This is a genomic window from Streptomyces sp. NPDC058470, from assembly GCF_042721055.1.
Classification (GTDB): domain Bacteria; phylum Actinomycetota; class Actinomycetes; order Streptomycetales; family Streptomycetaceae; genus Streptomyces.
On sequence record NZ_JBHXMF010000067.1, the window covers coordinates 1 to 14,408 of the forward strand.

General features: G+C 70.8%; 12 protein-coding genes and 3 pseudogenes. 5 read left to right on the forward strand and 10 right to left on the reverse strand.

Going from position 1 to position 14,408, the window contains the following annotated elements; translation table 11 throughout:
* Positions 1 to 130 (forward strand): annotated as a pseudogene (locus ACFWP7_RS35650) (aldo/keto reductase); the annotation flags it as partial.
* A gap of 108 nt (positions 131 to 238) precedes the next feature.
* Here the strand turns inward: ACFWP7_RS35650 and ACFWP7_RS35655 are convergent.
* The 3 genes and pseudogenes from ACFWP7_RS35655 to ACFWP7_RS35665 form a co-directional block, all read right to left on the reverse strand.
* Positions 239 to 364: pseudogene (locus ACFWP7_RS35655) on the reverse strand (aldo/keto reductase); the annotation flags it as partial.
* Positions 365 to 422: 58 nt separating this feature from the next.
* Positions 423 to 1,013, reverse strand: a complete 591-nt coding sequence (locus tag ACFWP7_RS35660; protein ID WP_384390411.1) for a Uma2 family endonuclease — start codon at positions 1,011 to 1,013, stop codon at positions 423 to 425.
* 160 nt (positions 1,014 to 1,173) lie between these two features.
* Entirely contained in the window at positions 1,174 to 1,848 is a 675-nt protein-coding gene (locus tag ACFWP7_RS35665) for an SGNH/GDSL hydrolase family protein (protein ID WP_384390414.1), read from the reverse strand.
* Between the two features lie 175 nt (positions 1,849 to 2,023).
* Between ACFWP7_RS35665 and ACFWP7_RS35670 the strand changes: the two genes are divergently transcribed.
* Positions 2,024 to 2,998, forward strand: coding sequence for a WD40 repeat domain-containing protein (locus tag ACFWP7_RS35670; RefSeq protein ID WP_384390417.1), 975 nt, complete (start codon positions 2,024 to 2,026; stop codon positions 2,996 to 2,998).
* 3 nt (positions 2,999 to 3,001) lie between these two features.
* Here ACFWP7_RS35670 and ACFWP7_RS35675 read toward each other — a convergent pair whose 3' ends face one another.
* Positions 3,002 to 3,760 carry a TetR/AcrR family transcriptional regulator gene (locus ACFWP7_RS35675; protein ID WP_384390420.1) on the reverse strand — a complete coding sequence of 253 codons (759 nt, stop codon included), beginning with the start codon at positions 3,758 to 3,760 and terminating at the stop codon, positions 3,002 to 3,004.
* Between the two features lie 97 nt (positions 3,761 to 3,857).
* Between ACFWP7_RS35675 and ACFWP7_RS35680 the strand changes: the two genes are divergently transcribed.
* Both ACFWP7_RS35680 and ACFWP7_RS35685 read left to right on the forward strand, forming a co-directional pair.
* Positions 3,858 to 4,832 carry an ATP-binding cassette domain-containing protein gene (locus tag ACFWP7_RS35680; RefSeq protein WP_384390423.1) on the forward strand — a complete coding sequence of 325 codons (975 nt, stop codon included), beginning with the start codon at positions 3,858 to 3,860 and terminating at the stop codon, positions 4,830 to 4,832.
* Complete coding sequence (locus ACFWP7_RS35685) at positions 4,829 to 5,650, forward strand: ABC transporter permease (RefSeq protein ID WP_384390425.1); 822 nt, start codon at positions 4,829 to 4,831, stop codon at positions 5,648 to 5,650. Before ACFWP7_RS35680 ends, ACFWP7_RS35685 begins: the two co-directional genes overlap by 4 nt.
* Positions 5,651 to 5,709: 59 nt before the next feature.
* Here ACFWP7_RS35685 and serC read toward each other — a convergent pair whose 3' ends face one another.
* From serC to ACFWP7_RS35715, 6 genes and pseudogenes are all read right to left on the reverse strand, one after another.
* On the reverse strand, positions 5,710 to 6,828 hold the full coding sequence (gene serC / locus ACFWP7_RS35690; RefSeq protein ID WP_384390428.1) for a phosphoserine transaminase: 1,119 nt from the start codon (positions 6,826 to 6,828) through the stop codon (positions 5,710 to 5,712).
* Between the two features lie 142 nt (positions 6,829 to 6,970).
* Positions 6,971 to 8,323, reverse strand: a complete 1,353-nt coding sequence (locus ACFWP7_RS35695) for a cytochrome P450 (protein ID WP_384390430.1) — start codon at positions 8,321 to 8,323, stop codon at positions 6,971 to 6,973.
* A gap of 89 nt (positions 8,324 to 8,412) precedes the next feature.
* Positions 8,413 to 8,568: pseudogene (locus tag ACFWP7_RS35700) on the reverse strand (ATP/GTP-binding protein); the annotation flags it as partial.
* Complete coding sequence (locus ACFWP7_RS35705) at positions 8,549 to 8,896, reverse strand: DUF742 domain-containing protein (RefSeq protein WP_384390432.1); 348 nt, start codon at positions 8,894 to 8,896, stop codon at positions 8,549 to 8,551. The gene ACFWP7_RS35705 and the pseudogene ACFWP7_RS35700, both read right to left, overlap by 20 nt.
* Positions 8,893 to 9,300 (reverse strand): roadblock/LC7 domain-containing protein, encoded by a 408-nt coding sequence (locus ACFWP7_RS35710; RefSeq protein ID WP_384390434.1) that lies wholly within the window; start codon positions 9,298 to 9,300, stop codon positions 8,893 to 8,895. The genes ACFWP7_RS35705 and ACFWP7_RS35710 overlap by 4 nt, the downstream gene beginning before the upstream one ends.
* Complete coding sequence (locus tag ACFWP7_RS35715; protein WP_384390437.1) at positions 9,297 to 11,024, reverse strand: sensor histidine kinase; 1,728 nt, start codon at positions 11,022 to 11,024, stop codon at positions 9,297 to 9,299. The genes ACFWP7_RS35710 and ACFWP7_RS35715 overlap by 4 nt, the downstream gene beginning before the upstream one ends.
* 228 nt (positions 11,025 to 11,252) lie before the next feature.
* On the opposite strand from ACFWP7_RS35715, the gene ACFWP7_RS35720 reads away from it, so the two are divergent.
* Positions 11,253 to 14,360 carry an FAD-binding and (Fe-S)-binding domain-containing protein gene (locus ACFWP7_RS35720; protein WP_384390440.1) on the forward strand — a complete coding sequence of 1,036 codons (3,108 nt, stop codon included), beginning with the start codon at positions 11,253 to 11,255 and terminating at the stop codon, positions 14,358 to 14,360.
* The last annotated feature ends 48 nt before the right edge of the window (positions 14,361 to 14,408 follow it).

The window sequence follows — 14,408 nt, forward strand, 5'->3', positions numbered from 1 at the left end:
CCCGCGCACCGCCGAACAGCTTGAGTCCGCGCTGCGCGCCGTCGAGCTGGAGCTGTCGGACGAGGTGCTGGCCGGCCTTGACGAAATCTTCCCGGGCCCCGGTCCTTCCCCGGAGGCCTTCGCCTGGTGATCGGCAGGCTCTCCGAGCCCATGACCGCCGCTCCTCTGCGGGGCGGCGGTCATCGCACACCTAGGTGTATCAAAATGCCTGCTTGGCCGTGTTGAAGTAGTTGATTCACGCGTCCAGTGCCGCGTCCATGATGGCGTGGCTGTCGGCCTCACCGGACTGCGGACCGAAGTTCATGGTGCCGAGGACGAGCCGGCTGACCTTGAGTCCTGTGCGTCCGAGCTGCGTGTACTTCATGACTACCAAGCCAACGACGTGGAGTGCGCTCTGAGCAAGGGCAGCGGGTGGGGTGGGGTCAGTCGCGGGGGAAGTCTTTGGTTTTGAGGGTGAGGCCGACTGTGGTGGCGGTGAGGTCTACGTCGTCTCCGAAGGCGACCTTCGTCTCCGTTGCGTAGTCGCCGTCCTTGGGGTGGGTGTAGACGTGGCACCTGCCCTGGTACGGGTCGGCGACGAGGTAGACGGGGACCTCGGCGAGGGCGTACGCGGTCTTCTTGGGGCCGTAGTCGTTGGCGGCCGTCTTCTTGGAGATGACCTCGGCGACGAACTCGACGTCCTGGTGGCGCCAGTGACCTTCGGAGTCCTTGGTCGAGTTGTCGCGCAGCTTGGCGACGTCCGGGCAGAAGCCGTTCAGATGACCTGGAAAGTCGATGCGCACGTCCGAGAAGACCTTCACCTTCATGCCGAACGTGTCCTCCAATGCCCGTACGATCCAGCGGATGATCTCCCAGTGGATGTCTCGCTGCGGCGACATGAAGATGTTTCCCCCGACGATCTCGACCCTGTATCCCTCGGGGACGGGCATCCTCTCCAGCCACTCGAACATCATGTCGAGCGTGAGTTCGCCGCTGCTGTCGGCCATCTCGATCCTGTCTTCAAGGACGGTCATCGTGGCGCTCCTCCCCGGCCGCAACTCGGTCGAGCGCAGCCGCGCGGTACAACGATACGCACGGTGACTGGCTACGGCGCTTTTCAGTCGAGGGTGGGGAGTTGGCGGGGGCGGGTCGGGGGAAGAGTGCTTGCCGTCGTCGCGGGTGCGGTGGGCCCGGTCAGGTGGTGTAAGGCTCGCCCAGGTCCCAGGACTGGTACATCGCCTCTGCGAAGGCCTCCGCGATGCGGTGTTCGCCGCTCTCGTTGGGGTGCGTGCCGTCGTAGGTGTCGAGGTTGACGTCGTACGGGGACGGGGGCGAGGTCAGGAGGAGGGGGGAGCGGGGTTCGTCGAGGTCGGCGACGGTCTTGGCGAGGAGTTCGTTGAAGGCGGCGACCTCGGTGGCGAAGGCGGCATCGGACTCGGCGCGGACGTTCGGTGTCACCGGGAGTACGACCATGCGGATGCGCGGGTTCGCGGCGCGGGCCTCCGCGACGAAGGCGCGGGCGTTGTCCGCCGTCTGCGTCGCGTTCGTGTAGAAGCCCAGGTCGATCAGGCCCAGGGAGACCAGCAGGATGTCGGCGCGCTGCGAGCGGACCGCCTCGCGGATCAGCGGGGTCATGTGGAGCCAGCCCTCGCCCCAGCCCGCGAGGTGGGCGCGGGGGAAGTCCGGGTCCGCGTACTCGTACGAGTCGGGGGACTCCGTCGCCTTGTCGTAGAGCGTCTCGCGCGGGCCGACGATCCGGAACGGGCCCGCGTACGTCTCGCGCAGGTGCTGCCACATCCGGTAACGCCATGTGTGTTCGCCGGCGCTTCCGATCGTCATGGAGTCGCCGACGGGCATCAACCTGAGCATTCGCTCATCATGGACGATCGGTGCGGGTGCCATCGAGGGTGGGGGTGTGAAGCTGGACACGCCTCACGGGCGGTGGGGGTGCGGGTGCGTGAGGGGGGACATGCCTCGTGGTTGGTCGGGCCGTCGGTCGGGCGCGGGCGATGTGAACGTCGGTCCGGGATGGCAGGCTTGGGGCATGCGCCGACCGCTCGTGTTTCTTGCCGGGGTCCTTCTCATGGGTGCGTTCGCCGCGCCCGTCTTCGCCGCCGACGGTGACGGTGACGAGGGGTTCACGATCAAGGATCCCCGCATCACCGAGTCCAGCGGGCTTGCCGCCTCCCGGCAGCACCCCGGGATCTACTGGACCCACAACGACCAGGACACCGGCGCCTACCTCTACGCCGTCGACAGTCGCACCGGCGAGACCGTCGCGACGATCACCATGACCGGCGTGGGCATGCCGCGCGACGTCGAGGCCATCTCGATCGGGCCGGACAACCAGATCTACGTCGGGGACATCGGCGACAACGACGGCGTCGTCTGGGACTACGTGTGGGTCTATCAGCTGTCCGAGCCCAAGCAGCTCAAGGACCAGACGATCCGCGCCACGCAGTACGTGGTCAAGTACTCCGACGGACCCCGCGACGCCGAGTCGCTCGTCGTGCACCCCACGACCGGGCGGGTCTACATCATCGACAAGCAGGAGGACGGCGGGCACCTGTACGAGGGGCCCGCCAAGCTCTCCGCCTCCGGGACCAACGTCTTCAAGCCCGTCGTCGCCGTCGACCTGTGGGCCACCGACGCCGCCTTCTCCCCGGACGGCACGCGGCTCGCCGTACGCGGATACTTCGGCGGGATCGCGTACGACTGGAACGACGGGAAGATCAAGAAGCTGGAGCGGATCAGCGTGCCCCTCGGGCAGGGGGAGTCCGTCAGTTACACCACCGACGGGACCAAAATCATGCTCGGCAGCGAAGGCGCCGGGAGTTCGGTCGTCGCGGAGGACGCCCCCGGGGACACCGGCGAAGCATCATCCAAGTCGCCGTCCGGGAGCGGGAGTTCAGCGGCACAGGGGGGCGATGACGGTGATGGCTTCAAGGTCGGTGCCCTTGCCGTGGCCGTCGGGCTTGTCGTCGTCATCGGATTCAAGCGGTTGCTGCGACGGTCGTAGCCGTCACCCTTCGCCGCGCTGGGCGACGAACGTTTCGAGGCCGTCCAGGATGCGCTGAAGGCCGAACTCGAAGTGGTCGAAGTCGGGGCTGAAGGCGTCCTCGCTGAGCGCGGCGAGGTAGGGGTGGTTGCCGTCGGTCATGACCTTCTCGAAGACGGGGACGTGGGCCTGCCAGAACTCGGCGTCCGTCAGCCCGGTTCTGCGTTCCGCTTCCTCGTGGTGCACCTGTGTGCGGGCGGCCCCGACGACATATCCGTCGATCATGATGATCGTCGAGACCAGCTCGGGATCGGTCAGGCCCATCGGTTTGATGCGGGAGAGCATCTTCTCCATGCCGTCGAGGGCGCTCGGGCCGAGGATCGGGCGTGACTGGTTGACCTGGAGCAGCCAGGGGTGGCGCCGGTAGAGGGCGAGGGTCGCGCGGCCCAGGGCCTCCAGAGCCGAGCGCCAGCTGCCGTCGCCGAGGTCGGCGGGGTTCTCGGACGGCCGCTGGACCCGGTCCAGCATCAGGTCGAGCAGCTCTCCCTTGCCGGGGACATAGCGGTAGAGGGACATCGCGCCGGTGCCGAGTTCGGTGGCGATCCGGCGCATCGAGACCGCCTCAAGGCCCTCGGCGTTCGCGACCCGGATCGCCGCCTCCACGATTCCCTCCAGCGTCAGGCCCGGCTTGGGGCCGCGGCTGGGGCGCTTGCCGGTGTCCCACAGCAGTTCGAGCGTGCGCCTGATGTCACCGCTGCCGCTGGTCTCCGTGCTGCTCTTCATGGGTGCAGCTTAGTTCCGCGAAGAAAAACTGGGTACGTTGTACGCGTAATAGGGTACGGTGTACTCAGTTAGTGCTCGATCAAGGGGAAGGGGACCCATGAGCGGCGGTTACGCGGTACGGGCCGAGGGCCTGGAGAAGCGGTACGGAGACAAGCGCGCGCTCGACGGCTTCGATCTGGCGGTGCGGGAGGGGACGGTGCACGGCCTGCTCGGGCCGAACGGTGCGGGCAAGACCACCGCCGTCCGTATCCTCGCCACGCTCCTGCGGCTGGACGGCGGGAGCGCGACGGTGGCCTGTCTGGACGTGGCACGGCAGCCGCGGGAGGTGCGGGCGCGGATCGGGCTCACCGGTCAGTACGCGGCGGTGGACGAGGTACTCAGCGGGCGGCAGAACCTGGAGATGTTCGGCCGGCTGTTCCATCTGGGCGGACGCAGGGCGCGGCTGCGGGCCGGGGAGCTCCTTGAGCAGTTCGACCTCGTCGAGGCCGCAGACAAGGGAGTCGGGAAGTACAGCGGCGGCATGCGGCGCCGGCTCGACCTCGCCGCGTCGATGATCCTCACCCCGAGCGTGCTGTTCCTGGACGAGCCGACGACCGGACTCGACCCGCGCGGCCGGGGCGAAGTCTGGGATTCCGTACGGGCATTGGTGACCGGCGGTACGACCGTGCTGCTGACCACGCAGTACCTGGAGGAGGCCGACAAGCTCGCCTCGCACATCACGGTGATCGACCAGGGCCGGGCCATCGCGGACGACACGCCCGACGGGCTGAAAGACACGGTCGGCGGTGACCGTATCGAGGTCGTGGTGAGCGAACGCGCCGACATCCCGCGGGTGGTGAAGGTCGTGGCCCGGGTCGCGGACGGCGAACCGGAGTCGGACGAGACCGAACTCCGCGTCCACGCGCCGGTGACCGACCGGGTGGCCGCGCTCACCGACGTGGCGCGCACCCTCCAGGACGAGGGTGTCTCGGTCGAGGACATCGGGCTGCGCAGGCCGAGTCTCGACGACGTGTTCCTGCGCCTGACCGGACACCGTACGGAGACGGACACGAGTACGAAGGAGGCGGCATGAGCGCGCTGGAGCCGGCCGGGCCGAGCGGTCATGGTCGTACGTACTGGGCAGTTGTCGACTGCTGGAACGTCGTCCGGCGCGGACTGACCCACTACCAGCGCCAACCCATCAACATCGTCTGGCAGTTGGGTTTCCCGATCCTCTCCGTGCTGCTGTACGGGTATGTCTTCGGCAGTGCGATGAAGGTGCCCGGGGGCGGGGACTACAAGGACTTCCTGATGCCGGGCATGTTCGTGATGACGATGGCCTTCGGCTTCATCAACACCGCGACCGTCGTGGTCTACGACGCGACCCGGGGTGTCATCGACCGGTTCCGCTCGATGCCGATGGCGCCGTCCGCCGTGGTCTCCGGTCGCGGGGTGACGGATCTGCTCGGCGCCTGCGCGGAGTTGACGATCCTGATGCTCACCGCGTTCGCGATGGGCTGGCGTCCCGACGGCGGACTCGCCTTCCTGGCGGCCTTCGCGTTGCTGCTCTGGCTGCGCTTCGCGCTGATCTGGCTCGGCGTGTGGCTCGGTCTGATGGTGCCCAACCCGGAGGCGGCGGGCGGGTTGTTCGCGGTGGCCTTCCCGCTGACGATGATCTCCAGCATCTTCGTCGCGCCGCAGCTCATGCCGGACTGGCTCGGCTTCGTCGCGGCCTGGAACCCGATCTCGTCCACGGCGGCCGCCGCGCGTGAGCTGTTCGGAACGCCGGTGGGCAGCGGGGACTCGTGGGTCGAGCAGCACGCGCTGCTGATGGCGGGCGTGTGGCCGGCGATCCTGACGCTGATCTTCCTGCCGCTCGCGGTGCGGCGGTTCAGGAAGCTGAGCCACTGACGAGAGAGGGGCGCGCGGCACGATTCACGTGCCGGGCGCCCCTCTTCACGTAGAGACGGTTACAGCTTCTCGATCACGTAGTCGATGCACTGCGTCAGCGCCTCGACGTCCGCCGGGTCGATGGCCGGGAACATCGCGACGCGGAGCTGGTTGCGGCCGAGCTTGCGGTAGGGCTCGGTGTCGACGATGCCGTTGGCGCGCAGAACCTTGGCGACGGCGGCGGCGTCGATCTCGTCCGCGAAGTCGATCGTGCCGATGACCTGGGAGCGCTTGGCGGGGTCGGTGACGAACGGGGTCGCGTACTTGACGTCCTCGGCCCAGCCGTACAGCGTGCGCGCGGAGGTGGCGGTGCGGCGCACCGACCAGTCCAGGCCGCCCTGGCCGTTGATCCACTCCAGCTGCTCGTTGAGCAGGAAGAGGGTGGCGAGCGCCGGGGTGTTGTACGTCTGGTTCTTGCGCGAGTTGTCGATCGCCGTGGGGAGCGAGAAGAACTCCGGTACGTGGCGCCCGCTCGCGTGGATCCGCTCGGCGCGCTCGATCGCCGCCGGGGAGAAGACGCCGATCCACAGGCCGCCGTCGGAGGCGAAGGACTTCTGCGGGGCGAAGTAGTAGACGTCGGTCTCGGCGATGTCGACGGGGAGGCCGCCGGCGCCGGAGGTGGCGTCCACCAGGACGAGGGAGCCGTCGTCGGCGCCGGCCACGCGCTTGATGGGGGCCGCGACACCGGTGGACGTCTCGTTGTGGGTGAAGGCGTAGACGTCCACGCTCGCCTCGGCCGTCGGCTCGGGGTGTGTGCCCGGGTCGGAGGAGATCACGGTCGGCTCGGCCAGCCACGGGGCGAGCTTGGCCGCCTTCGCGAACTTGGAGCTGAACTCACCGAAGGTGAGGTGCTGCGACTTGCTCTCGATGAGCCCGTGGGTCGCCACGTCCCAGAACGCGGTGGAGCCGCCGTTGCCGAGGACGACCTCGTAGCCCTCGGGGAGTGAGAACAGCGCGCTCACACCCTCGCGCACCTTGCCGACCAGGTTCTTGACCGGGGCCTGGCGGTGGGACGTACCGAGCAGAGAACTGCCGGTCGCCGCCAGGGCGTCCAGCGCCTCCGTACGCACCTTGGAGGGGCCCGCGCCGAAACGACCGTCGGCGGGCTTGATGTCAGCGGGGATCTCGATATCAGCCACCCCGCGAGCCTAGCGGCTTCCGGAAACCTGGGTGAAACCTCGTCCGTCGGGTGAGACGGGGCGAGGGCGAGGAGGCCGGAGTGAGCCGAGGTCGGTGACGAAGGGGCCAGGACGCCACGGGCCTCTTCGGCGTCGGCGGCGCTCATGCGGAGGTCCCGCCGAGGGCCCGGGTGGGGGAGAAGCGCACGGGCAGTTCGGTCAGCCCCCGCAGCCATGGGGAGGGCCGCCGGGCCAGCGACTCGGCGGGCACGGCCAGGTCGATGTCCGGCAGCCGGTCCAGTACGACCTCGATCCCGGTCCGCGCGATGATCTCCGCGATCTCCTGCGCCGGGAACGGACAGCGGTGGGCGCCGTGGCCGAAGGAGAAGTGGGCGCTGTTCCCGCCGGTGAGCGCGGAGACGTCGGTACGGACCTGGGGGTCGGAGTTGGCGCCCTGGAGCCCGAGGATGAGCAGGTCGCCGGAGCGGATGCGGCGGCCGCCGAGCTGGGTGTCGCGGGAGGCCCAGCGGCCGGCGACGTTCTGGGAGGGGGTGTCCTCCCAGAGGACCTCGTTCATGGCCTCGGCGACGCTGTTCCGGCCGCCGAACAGCGAGGCCGCGAACCGGTCGTCCGTGAGCATCAGGCGCAGCGAGTTGCCGATCCAGTCGGCGGTCGGCTGGTGGCCCGCGGCCAGCACGACCATCAGGTCCTGGACGATCTCCTCGTCCGTGAAGCCCGTGCCTGAGCCCGAGCCTGAGGCCGAGCCCGTGCCTGAGCCTGAGGCCGAGCCCGTGCCCGTGCCCGTGCCCGTGCCTGAGCCCGAGCCTGAGGCCGAGGCCGAGCCCGTGCCCTCGGCCTCCTGGGTGAGTGCCGTCGCCAACATGCGGCTGACCACGTCGTCCGCGGGAGTCACCTTCCGGTCGGCGAGCAGCTGCCCCATGGACGCCGCCAGATGCTGCTGCCCCGCCAGTGCGGACGCCGTACCGTTGGTGATGTCGTTGAGGGCGGTGACCAGGCCGGGTCCCTGCTCGTCGGTGAAGCCGTAGAGCGTGGCGAGGACACGGACGGGCAGCAGCGCCGCGTAGTCCCCGATGAGGTCCGCCTCGCCCTTGGCGCTCACCGCGTCGATGAGCTCGTCGGCGAACTTCTCGGCGTGGCTGCGCAGTTCGAAGGGGTCGACGGCTTCGAGGGCGTCGCTGATCATCGCGGCGCGCACCCGGTGACGTTCGCCGACCGTGTAGAGGATGGAGGGCTGCCCGCGGCCGATCATCGGCAGCATCGGCCAGTCGTCGGGGATGCCCGGCCACTGGTTCCACAGGTCGGAGTCCCGGCTGAACAGCACGGGATCGCCGGTGACCTGGTGCAGTTCGCGATAGCCGAGCACCAGCCAGGCCGGTATGTCCCCGTCCAGCGAGACCGGCACCACGGCACCGTGATCGCGCCGCAACTCCCGGTACAGCTCGGCGGGCTCGGTCTGGAACCGGGGCCCACTGAGGGGCACGGAGGCGGAGGTCACAGTGCCAACTCCGGTGATGTGAGGAGGGTTTCGCCAAGAGCTCCGGGTGCGCTCGTGGCGGCGTACAGGCTCTGGAGGTACTCGACCAGCTTGCCGACGCCGAAACCACCGACGACCACGATCTTCAGGCCGTTGTCGGCCGACGCGGACAGCGGCGTACGGGCGTCATTCGCGAGAGGGGCACGGGCGTCGGAGGCCGCGGCGACACAGGCAGACGTACCGGCGTCAGATGTTGCGGAGTCCAACGAGCACCTGCTCCAGGATGTCGTGATCGGGAAGAGTGGCGACGTGCGGGTGACGGGCGCTGACCCGGCCGGTGGCGAGGAGATCGGAGAGCAGCACCTTCGTGATGCTCACCGGCAGCCGCAGTTCGGCCGCGATCTCGACGACCGCCGTGGGCCGCTTGGCCACGCGCAGGATCGCGGCGTGCTCCGACTGCATGCCCGCCGCCGGCTCGCACTCGGCCACCACCAGCGTCACCAGGTCGAAGGGGGTGTCGGGGCCGGACCCGCTGCGCCCTCCCGTGAGGGTGTACAGCCGGTCGGGGGCGTCGTCCCGGCCCGGGCGGCTCATGAGGTACGCGGCGGCGCGCTCAGGTATTCGCCGAGTTGTTCGACGAGTTCGCTCATGTTGTGCCCGACCAGACCGGCGTCCGCCTCCTCGGCGGTGACCACCGCCAGGTGCGCGCCGTCGCCCGCCTCGACGATGAACAGGACTCCGCCGTGGAACTCGGCCATCGCGGACCGTACGCCCCCGCTGCCGTCGCCGAACTCCACCGACGCACCGTGGGACAGCGACTGGATGCCGGCGGCGATCGCCGCGAGCTGGTCGGCCTGGTCGATCGAGAGCTCCGGGGTGCGGCACAGCTTCAGGCCGTCACGCGAGAGCACGAGCGCGTGCCGGGTGCCTGGCGTGCGCTCAAGCAGCCCCTCGATGAGCCAGGAGAGCTTCTCGTCGGCGGTGGTGGAGCCGGTCATGGAGTCGTGTGGCCTTTCGGGTGTGAGTGGTCGGGTGACTGTGAGGGGGCGGGCGCCTGGGAGGGCACGGCGGACACCGCGTCCGTGTCCCGTACCCCCTCCTGTTCCTGTTCGAGGTCTTCTTCGAGTTCTTCCTGGACGTGTACGGCGTCCTCGGCGCCCTGCGCCGCACCGCGTACCGCCTGCCGGAAGCTGCTGAAGCGGTCGCCGCGGGACCTGGACCTGTCGGCGGTACGGGGGTCCGGGTCGGCCGGGTCGGCCGGAGGCGTGGCGCGGGCGCGGCTGCGCTCGGCGTGCGCGAGGGGGCGACCGCGGCGGCGCCTGGGGAGCTCGCCGCTCGACTCGGTGCCCTCCTCGTGCCGGGGCGAGTCGTGGGTGGGGACGGGATCCGGGTCCAGGTCGGCGGGGGCGTGTGCGGCGGCGTACGACGGCTCGCGGAGCGGCGGCTGGACGGCTCCCGGCGCTGACGCGGTCTCGGTCTCGGCCTTGGACTCGGCGGGTTCGTCGTCGAGGGGCAGCGTGAGGGGCAGGAAGGCGAGGAGGTCCTGGGGGATGAGGACCAGGACGCCCGTGCCGCCGCGTGCGGAGGGCCGGAAGGACACCTTCAGGCCGTGCTTGCGGGCGAGCCGGCCGACCACTGCGAGGCCGAGCCGGGTGCCGGTGAGCCTGCCCGGTCCGACGGTGTCGCCGGACACGGCACGTTCGGCGCGGCGCAGCTGGACGTCGCCCATCACCAGCCCGCTGTCCTCGACGGAGACGATGACGCCGGCCGGGACCTCCTCGACGTACACATGCACTTCGGCGGTCGGCGGGGAGAAGTTCGCGGCGTTGTCGAGGAGTTCGGCGAGCGCGTGCATCACGCCCTCGGCGGCGTGCCCGGCGACGGCGGCACCGCTGGTGGAGTGGATGCGGACACGCTGGTAGCCGCCGATGCGGCCCATCGCGCCGCGCAGGATCGACTCCATGACGATGGGCCGCGCCCAGCGGCGGCCGGAGCGCGCGCCCGAGAGGACGGCGACGGAGTCGGCGAGGCGGCCCGCCTGCGCGGTGCGGTGGTCGAGGTGCAGCAGGTCGGCGAGGACCGCCTCGTCGGAGTGCCGCTCCTCCATGGCGCGCAGGTCGGCGAGCATGCCCGTGGACAGGGCCTGCAGCCGGCCGGCCGCGTTGGCGGTCGAGGCGAGTGCGGCGGCGCGGTCACCGGTGGCGTGCCGGGCGCGCTCGGCAAGGCGGGCGTTCTCCGCGGTGAGGCGGTCCCGTTCGTCGGTGAGCTGCTGCCGTTCGGCCGTGAACTCGGCGGTGAGGCGGGCGCGTTCCTGCGCTGTGGTCTCGGTCAGCTGGACGCGTTCCTGTGCCACCGCCTCGGCCAGGCGGCCCCGCTCGCGGGCCACGTCACCGGTCAGCCGGGCCTGTTCCTGGCTGAACTCCTGGGTCAGCCGGGCCCGTTCCTGAAGGAGCCGCCCGGCGTCCTGGGTCACGGTGTCGAGCCGACGGCGCAGCAGCCTCGACTTCTGTACGGCGCGAGTGGCCACGGCGACGGCCACGCACAGCAGCAGGGCGGCGGCGCCCGCGGCCCAGGCGAGGGGGACGCGCACCGAGTCGGGTGCCAGGTGGACGGCGCCGGCGACCGCGACCGCGGCCAGGACGGCGGTGATCAGAGGGACGGGCGCAGTGGCGCGGAGGGTGGGTCGTTCGCCGGAGGGGGTGGGCGCTGTCGGCGCGGTCATGAATCGTGTCCTCGGTCGTGTCCTGGGCGAGGTTCCTGGGGGCGAGGTTCCTGGGCGAGAAGCGACACTTGATGCTCAACTGGCCGTCACTATAGGGGAGTTAGTGATCGTCTTGGGAAGCTTCCGGTTTCCCGGTCTGAGCAATCCCGACCACATTCGACCCTTAGGTCGCGATCTTCGCGTGGTGGCTCGGCGGTCACTGTCAGTGTTCGGGGGCATCCTGGGGACATGACTGATCCAGGGGCACTGCGGGCGGGGTTGCGGAAGGCCGTGCGCGGCGAGGTTGCCTTCGACGTGACCGCGCGGGCGCTGACCACCATGGACGCGTCCAACTACCGGCGTGTCCCGCTGGGCGTCGTGTCCCCGCGCGACGCGGACGACGTGGCGGCGGCCCTCGCCGTGTGCCGTGAGTACGGGGTGCCGGTCGTCGCGCGCGGTGGCGGCACGTCGATCGCCGGGCAGGCGACGGGCACGGGCGTCGTCCTGGACTTCACGCGCCACATGAACCGGATCGTTTCCGTGGACCCCGATGCCCGTACGGCGGTGGTCCAGCCCGGTGTCGTACTGGACCGCCTCCAGGACGCCGCCGCCCCGCACGGCCTGCGTTTCGGCCCCGACCCCTCGACGCACGGCCGCTGCACGCTCGGCGGCATGATCGGCAACAACTCGTGCGGGTCGCACTCGGTCGCCTGGGGCACGACGGCGGACAGCGTGCGGGAGCTGTCGGTGGTCACGGGTCAGGGGGCCGCGGTGCGGCTGGGGCAGGACTGGGCAGGCGCCCCCGACGGCCTCCGTCCCCTGGTCGAGGGCGAGTTGGCGCGCCTGCGCACGGGCTTCCCGGACCTCCCGCGCCGTATCTCCGGGTATGCGCTGGACGCCCTCCTCCCCGAGCGCGGCGCGGACGTCGCCCGGTCCTTCTGCGGCTCCGAGGGCACCTTGGGGCTGCTGACCGAGGCGGTCGTACGACTGGTCGAGGCCCCCCGCGCGCGGGCGCTGGCCGTGCTGGCGTACACGGACGAGAGCGCGGCGGCGGAGGCGGCCGCCGGACTGCTGCCGTACGGCCCGCTGACGGTGGAGGGGATGGCCGCCGACCTCGTACCGGCCGACGCGGGGTTGCCGCGCGGCGGGGCCTGGCTCTTCGTCGAGACGGGCGGGGCGGACACGGCGGAGGCACGCGCGCGCGGCGACGCGATCGTGCGGGCCGCCGACGTCGTCGACTCCCTCGTCGTCACCGACCCGGCCGGGCAGCGCGCCCTGTGGCGGCTGCGTGAGGACGCCAGTGGCACGGCGACGCGGATGCCCGACGGCACCGAGGCCTGGCCCGGCTGGGAGGACTGCGCGGTGCCGCCCGCCCGGCTCGGGCCCTACCTCCGCGACTTCCGGGCCCTGCTGACGGCCCACGGGCTTCGCGGCGCGCCGTACGGGCACTTCGGCGACGGTTGCATCCACGTACGCATCGACTTCGACCTGATGACCGCCGCCGGGATCGGTCGCTTCCGGCGCTTCTCCGAGGAGCTCGCGGACGTCGTCGTGTCCCACGGGGGCTCGCTGTCGGGCGAGCACGGCGACGGGCAGGCGCGGGCGGAGCTGCTGCCGAGGATGTACGGCGCGGAGATGGTCGGCCTCTTCGAGCGGGTCAAGGGCATCTGGGACCCGGACGACCTGCTCAACCCCGGAATGCTGGTGCGGCCGCACCGGCTGGACGAGAACCTGCGGTTCGCGGTGCTGCCGAAAGAGCCGGTGGACGTGGCCTTCGGGTATCCGGCGGACGGCGGGGACTTCTCGGCGGCGGTGCGGCGGTGTGTGGGGGTGGCGAAGTGCCGTACGACGCCTGTGGCCGGCGCGGACGTGATGTGCCCCTCCTTCCGGGCGACCGGCGAGGAGGAGCACTCCACGCGAGGACGGGCGCGGCTGCTCCACGAGATGCTCGCGGGCGAGGTCGTGACGGACGGGTGGCGTTCGACGGAGGTCCGCGACGCGCTGGACCTCTGCCTGTCCTGCAAGGGATGCCGGTCCGACTGCCCGGTCGGCGTCGACATGGCCACGTACAAGGCGGAGTTCCTCCACCACCACTACGAGGGTCGCCGTCGCCCGGCGGCCCACTACGCCATGGGGTGGCTGCCGGTGTGGCTCGGGTTCGTCGCCGGCACCCGCATGGCAAGGGTTGTCAACTCCCTTGCCGGCGTGGGGTTTTTGGCGGCGGTGGCCAAGCGGCTGGGCGGGATCGCGCCCGAGCGGGGGATTCCGACGGTGGCGCGGGAGACCTTCAGCCGGTGGTGGTCGCGGAGGTTCCGGGCGCGGGTGCGGGGGTTCGTACGGGGCGTCAAGCGGGGGGTACAGGGGCCGTTTCCGGGGTTCGGTACAGGGGCCGGATCCGGCTCGGGCTCGGGCTTTGGCTCCGGTGGGCAGGTCGTTGTCGTGTGGCCCGACACCTTTACGGAGTACCTCTCGCCGTCCGTGGGCAAGGCCGCCGTACACGTCCTGGAGGCGGCGGGGCTGACGGTGCTGCTGCCGCCGACGAGGGCGATGAGGTTCACGCCGGCGGGGATGCCTGAAGAGGCTGGGGGGATTCCGGGACCGGACGGGGCGGCGGGGGTCGTGCGGGGTCCCGGCGGGGACGGGCCGTCACGGGGCCCGATCGGGGATGGCGTGGCGAAGGGGCCGATCGGTTTCGGCGGGGGTTTCGGTGCGGGTTTCGGCGCGGTCCTGCCGCGTCGCCGGCACCGCGTCTGCTGCGGCCTGACCTACGTCTCCACCGGCCAGCTCGACCGCGCCCGCACCGTGATGCGCCGCACGCTCGACCTGATGGAGCCGTACCTGGAGGCGGGCACCCCGGTCGTCGTCCTGGAACCGAGCTGCGCCGCCGCCCTCCGCACCGACCTGCCGGAGCTGCTGCACGACGACCCGCGTGCGGCACGTCTGGCGGCGGCGGTGACGACGTTCGCGGAGGCCCTGGAACGGCACGCCCCGCACTGGACCCCACCCCGGCTGGATCGCCCGGCCACCGGCCAGACCCACTGCCACCAGCACGCGGTCCTCGGCGACGCCGCCGACCGCCGCCTGCGCGAGGCCGCGGGCCTCACCGGCCCCCTCGCCGGCGGCTGCTGTGGCCTCGCCGGCAACTTCGGCTTCGAGAAGGGCCACTACGAGGTGTCGACGGCCTGCGCCGAGGAGCAACTCCTCCCGGCCGTACGGGCCGCCACGGACAACACGGTGATCCTGGCGGACGGCTTCTCCTGCCGTACGCAGATGGAGCAGCTGGCGGGCCGGAGGGGGCGGCACTTGGCGGAGGTGCTGGCGGAGGGGATGACGGAGAGAGCTGACGAAGAGAGCTGACGGAGAGCACTGACTGAGGGGCCGACTATCTTGCCTAAAGGTATTAGG

What these genes read in the sequence shown, in the direction of transcription:
- ACFWP7_RS35660 (WP_384390411.1), bottom strand. Translation starts at nt 1,013, where the DNA reads ATGACCGTCCTTGAAGACAGGATCGAGATGGCCGACAGCAGCGGCGAA.
- ACFWP7_RS35665 (WP_384390414.1), bottom strand. Translation starts at nt 1,848, where the DNA reads ATGCTCAGGTTGATGCCCGTCGGCGACTCCATGACGATCGGAAGCGCC.
- ACFWP7_RS35670 (WP_384390417.1), top strand. Translation starts at nt 2,024, where the DNA reads ATGCGCCGACCGCTCGTGTTTCTTGCCGGGGTCCTTCTCATGGGTGCG.
- ACFWP7_RS35675 (WP_384390420.1), bottom strand. Translation starts at nt 3,760, where the DNA reads ATGAAGAGCAGCACGGAGACCAGCGGCAGCGGTGACATCAGGCGCACG.
- ACFWP7_RS35680 (WP_384390423.1), top strand. Translation starts at nt 3,858, where the DNA reads ATGAGCGGCGGTTACGCGGTACGGGCCGAGGGCCTGGAGAAGCGGTAC.
- ACFWP7_RS35685 (WP_384390425.1), top strand. Translation starts at nt 4,829, where the DNA reads ATGAGCGCGCTGGAGCCGGCCGGGCCGAGCGGTCATGGTCGTACGTAC.
- ACFWP7_RS35705 (WP_384390432.1), bottom strand. Translation starts at nt 8,896, where the DNA reads ATGAGCCGCCCGGGCCGGGACGACGCCCCCGACCGGCTGTACACCCTC.
- ACFWP7_RS35710 (WP_384390434.1), bottom strand. Translation starts at nt 9,300, where the DNA reads ATGACCGGCTCCACCACCGCCGACGAGAAGCTCTCCTGGCTCATCGAG.
- ACFWP7_RS35715 (WP_384390437.1), bottom strand. Translation starts at nt 11,024, where the DNA reads ATGACCGCGCCGACAGCGCCCACCCCCTCCGGCGAACGACCCACCCTC.
- ACFWP7_RS35720 (WP_384390440.1), top strand. Translation starts at nt 11,253, where the DNA reads ATGACTGATCCAGGGGCACTGCGGGCGGGGTTGCGGAAGGCCGTGCGC.